This window comes from Roseiarcus sp., from assembly GCF_052145395.1.
GTDB lineage: Bacteria > Pseudomonadota > Alphaproteobacteria > Rhizobiales > Beijerinckiaceae > Roseiarcus.
Genome location: NZ_JBKQOT010000755.1, coordinates 1 through 3,997, shown reverse-complemented (window position 1 = coordinate 3,997; position 3,997 = coordinate 1). Strand labels below are relative to the sequence as shown.

Below are 3,997 nucleotides of genomic sequence, written 5' to 3'. Positions count from 1 at the left end.
ACCGTCGACGGTTGCCGCAGAATAAAGCAATGAACTCAGCCCCGGCACGATGGAACTCAGAATCCTAAATAATGCCCTGCCTGAACGAGGCGGAAACGATCAAGACCTGCGTCCGCAAAGCGCGGGGTTTCCTCGACAGCGGGGGAATCAACGGCGAGGTGGTGGCACACGGATGGGTTGCAGAGGCTCGTTGAGCGCTGTGGTGCGCGAGTGATGTCCATCCCGAGGCGCGGCTACGGGGCCGCCTTACCGGGCGGAATTCAAGCGGCGCGCGGAACTTTCGTGGTGATGGACGATGGGGATGACAGCTACGATTTGCCCGCGCTTCCGATCGCCCCCGTCGCGCTCGTCGTGTCGGTTAGTTTTGCGCTGACGTTGCGTGGAGCCAATTATGCAGCGCCGAGAATACGAACCAGCGCGTTTTGCCGTCGAATCCGACCCATTTATTCGGCATGTGCATGCCTAGGAAATCGCCCGCAGCGCCGCGCCCGTAATGGCCCCAGTCGTCGTAGTAATCGATAGTCGACCAGGGTCCCCAAGGGTGAGGGCCCTCGAAGAGACCGAATTGTCCGATCGAAGAATCGCTGTAAAACCCGGTCCGATAGTGTCCGACCGTCATGAGATAGCGATGCAGCTGGTGATCATAGATCACATCGGGAAAGTCCACGTTGTTGGGATCGCGAAAGATCGCACGCGCTTCGGACTCCGAAGTCGACCAAGAAGCGCTGCGGCCATGCCGGGTGACCGCGCTCAAGTATTGATAGACGCCCGGGGCGGATGGAGTGGTCTGCCAGTTCTTGCCGAGATCGGACGACCACGCCAGGGTGTGGAGGGGACCGCTACCGCTCCGATGTGCGGGATCCTCGGTGTTTTCCGAGGTCCAAAAGCCGCGGATCGCGTACAAGACGCCGTCAATCGAAACCAGGCTCTCGACTTTTCCCCCAAACGTCGCGGAGTTCTCCGAGTAGGGAGGGGCGCCCACACATTCTTCCCGGTAAAACCCCGATTCCCCATGGGCGAGGGGAATTCCGGTTATTCGGGCAAAGCCGAGGCTTACGCGTCCGATATTGTCGTCGTCGAAGCCGCCGCCATCGCCCCAGGCGCAGTATAGATTGTCATCGCGCGCCCAGGTACAGGGCCATAAGTCGCTGCCCAGCGCCTTACGCGATTTCGTGCCGGCCGAAAAATCCCAGGTCACGGCGGTAATCATTCGACTTGGCGGGTAGGGTGCCTGCGATGCGGTTACGAGCGAACGGCAGGCTGACAGTGCGACCGCCGCGGCCAGAACTGGGACCGTTATGGTGAGTCAATTGGATATGATGCAATTTCAGTCTACCGGAGGCGGCGTGCACGGCCCATGGGCGCAATTCGGCGAGATTCAACGATGTTTTTGTTCTGGCCGATAGTAAAATGACGAGTTGCATGGACCCACCGCTGCCTAACACCTATTGGGTGATACCCGACCTGATGCTCGCCGGCGAGCATCCCTACGGAGCCAATGAGACCGACGCGCGCGAGCGCCTGGCTCGCCTGTGCAAGGCGGGAATCGATTACTTCATCGACCTGACGGAAATGGACGAAATGCCGGATTACCGCGGACTCTTGCCCATGCATACTCACTATCTACGCTGCGCAATACGCGATACCGGGGTGCCGAGCGAGATTGGACAGATGCAGGAGCTTCAGTCGCGAATTCGCAATGCCATCGCGCTCGGGCGGCGCATGTACATCCATTGCCGCGCCGGCATCGGGCGCACCAGCCTCGTCGTGGGTTGCTACCTCGCCGAGGGGGGCCTCGACGGAAAATCTGCGCTCGAGCAGCTGAACCGATTGTGGAGCCAGTGCGCGCGTGCCGAGAGCTGGCCGATTGTGCCGCAGACCGCCGAGCAAGCCGGCTATATACGAGACTGGCCGAAGCACCAAAAACCGCGAATCAAGGCGCCGGCGGGAATCCGGCGGCGCTAAGGCCCGCATGCCCGAAGGGCTCAGTTGCCGCGGCCGCGCGGTGGGCATCGTCCGCACACGAGGCAAGCCGGGGCGAGGAAACGATACTCTTGACCGCTTCGTCAACGAGAATCCCAACGCCGGTGGGGGTGAAGTGTCCTTGGCCTTTCTCGTAATACAGCTTGAGGTCAGGCCGCGCCGCCCTGTACAGCGCGGAAAGCGGCGAAATGATCTTCAGGCGGGAGCGCACCGTCTCCGGCAGAACACCGAGCGGCGATGCGAATTCAATGCGGGACAGTCGCGCGGGAATATCGATGACGTAAAAGTCCTCGCCGCTCGAGACGACTACGTCGTGCGCACGCAGCAGGATCGCGGCGGAGAGGTCGATCTTATTGCGATGTTGAAGCTCATCGATGTCATGTTCGGGCGATGGCGATCCGCCCTCTTCTTCGCCGGCAAATGCGACACTCAAGCTTTGTTTCCGCTCGCTCTTTATTCTCATTTTCAGGAACAGGCTGATCCTCTCTCTCACGAAGGTGTAAAGCTCGCTGTGGTCGGCGATGAACCGATACAAGCGATATTGCATGAGCATATCTTGAACATTCACCGCAAGCGGCTCGCAGCGGCGCTGATACGAATCTCTTCCCGTCGGGCTTTCCTTCTACACGTTTCAGGCGATCAGCCGCACAATTGATTCGTAATGATGGCGAGGGACGGTGCTTGCGCGTGAACGCCGACCGCCTCGAGGAGCGCCGTGACGTGGCGCCGACCGAAAAAATACAGCGGAAGAAATACAGCTAGGAACAGCGCAAAGATGCCGCTATTGAACAACATTCACGAACTCCTGATTCGCTGGGCCCGACATTCCGCAGCAGGTTGTGGTGAGCGTTCCATGCGCCTGCCTATTCTACAGGCATGAACCTGAGTATTCACTTCTGCGGACCATGCCCTGTCGGCCCGAGGCGACATATTGCTGGCGCGTGCGAACCATAGTTCACTACCTCCTCGAAAGGCAAACCCGTCGCGAGACGGGGGCGCAAAGCTTCCGGTCTGTGTGTGGCAGATAGCGGGGTCGCCGGTGATGGCGCATTCGCTGTTATTGTGTAACCCATAAGTTGTGGCAGTCCTCCGCCGACCGACTATGTTTAACAAAGTTAGGAAACGGTGGACATGGCATCAACGGTACGCGTTTATATTGCATTTTTTTCAGTAACCTTCGCTGTGGCGATCCTCGGCGGCTGCAACAATGGCACGAGCGGAAGCAACAATGGCACGAGCGGAAGCAATGGCGCCGCGGTCAGTGCGTCGCCCGCGCCAAGCGCCGTCGCGAACAGCGGGCTTACGATCTCCGGTAGTCCCGCGTCGTCGGTCGCCGCCGGCAGTAGTTACAGTTTCCGCCCGACCGCCAGCGACGCACGCGGAGCAGCGCTCACCTTTGCGATCAAAAACCAACCCGGCTGGGCAAGATTTGATCCCACCACAGGCACGCTCGCGGGCACGCCAACCACCGCCTATGTGGGCAGTTCCGCACAGATCGTGATTACGGTCAGCGACGGCAGCGCCACCACTGCGCTCGCTGCCTTTTCAATTGAAGTGACGCAAGCCACCGCCGGAGTAGCGGCGCTGTCATGGACGGTGCCGACCGCGAGCGTGATGGGTACGGAACTCGCCGGGTACCATATCTATTACGGCGAGAGTTCGACGCACTTGACGCACGTCGTCGATGTTAGCAATCCCAACTCCACCAGCTTCGTCGTCGACAATCTCGCGACCGGTACTTGGTATTTCGCAATCAAATCCTACACCAGCTCCGACGTCGAGAGCAGCTTGTCCGCCATCGTGCCCGTGGCGATTTGATGGAGGAATTCCGGGTAGGCTTTGCATATTCGCCCTTGATGCGAACCTAACTAGCCGGATAGGGATGAAGTGACATCGGAGCGTTCGCCCGCGAGGAGCTTATCCGTCGCATTCCCGGATTCGGTCAGTGCACGAACCGGGCCCGCGTATTGAATGACCCGATCGACCTTGTAATCCTTGCTGCCGCCGGCATGGG

Annotated in this window: 4 protein-coding genes and 1 riboswitch; of the genes, 2 read left to right on the top strand and 2 right to left on the bottom strand. The window is 59.7% G+C overall.

The window, feature by feature from the left end; translation table 11 throughout:
- Positions 1–358: 358 nt before the first annotated feature.
- Positions 359–1,210 (bottom strand): hypothetical protein, encoded by an 852-nt coding sequence (locus ACLP25_RS25790; RefSeq protein WP_442471966.1) that lies wholly within the window; start codon positions 1,208–1,210, stop codon positions 359–361.
- A 212-nt stretch (positions 1,211–1,422) separates the two neighbouring features.
- Between ACLP25_RS25790 and ACLP25_RS25785 the strand changes: the two genes are divergently transcribed.
- Positions 1,423–1,965 carry a protein-tyrosine phosphatase family protein gene (locus ACLP25_RS25785; protein ID WP_442471965.1) on the top strand — a complete coding sequence of 181 codons (543 nt, stop codon included), beginning with the start codon at positions 1,423–1,425 and terminating at the stop codon, positions 1,963–1,965.
- Here the strand turns inward: ACLP25_RS25785 and ACLP25_RS25780 are convergent.
- Positions 1,934–2,530, bottom strand: a complete 597-nt coding sequence (locus ACLP25_RS25780) for a hypothetical protein (protein ID WP_442471964.1) — start codon at positions 2,528–2,530, stop codon at positions 1,934–1,936. The genes ACLP25_RS25785 and ACLP25_RS25780 overlap by 32 nt on opposite strands.
- 415 nt (positions 2,531–2,945) lie before the next feature.
- Positions 2,946–3,024: riboswitch (cyclic di-GMP riboswitch) on the top strand.
- 90 nt (positions 3,025–3,114) lie between these two features.
- On the opposite strand from ACLP25_RS25780, the gene ACLP25_RS25775 reads away from it, so the two are divergent.
- Entirely contained in the window at positions 3,115–3,801 is a 687-nt protein-coding gene (locus tag ACLP25_RS25775; protein ID WP_442471963.1) for a putative Ig domain-containing protein, read from the top strand.
- Positions 3,802–3,997 lie beyond the last annotated feature (196 nt).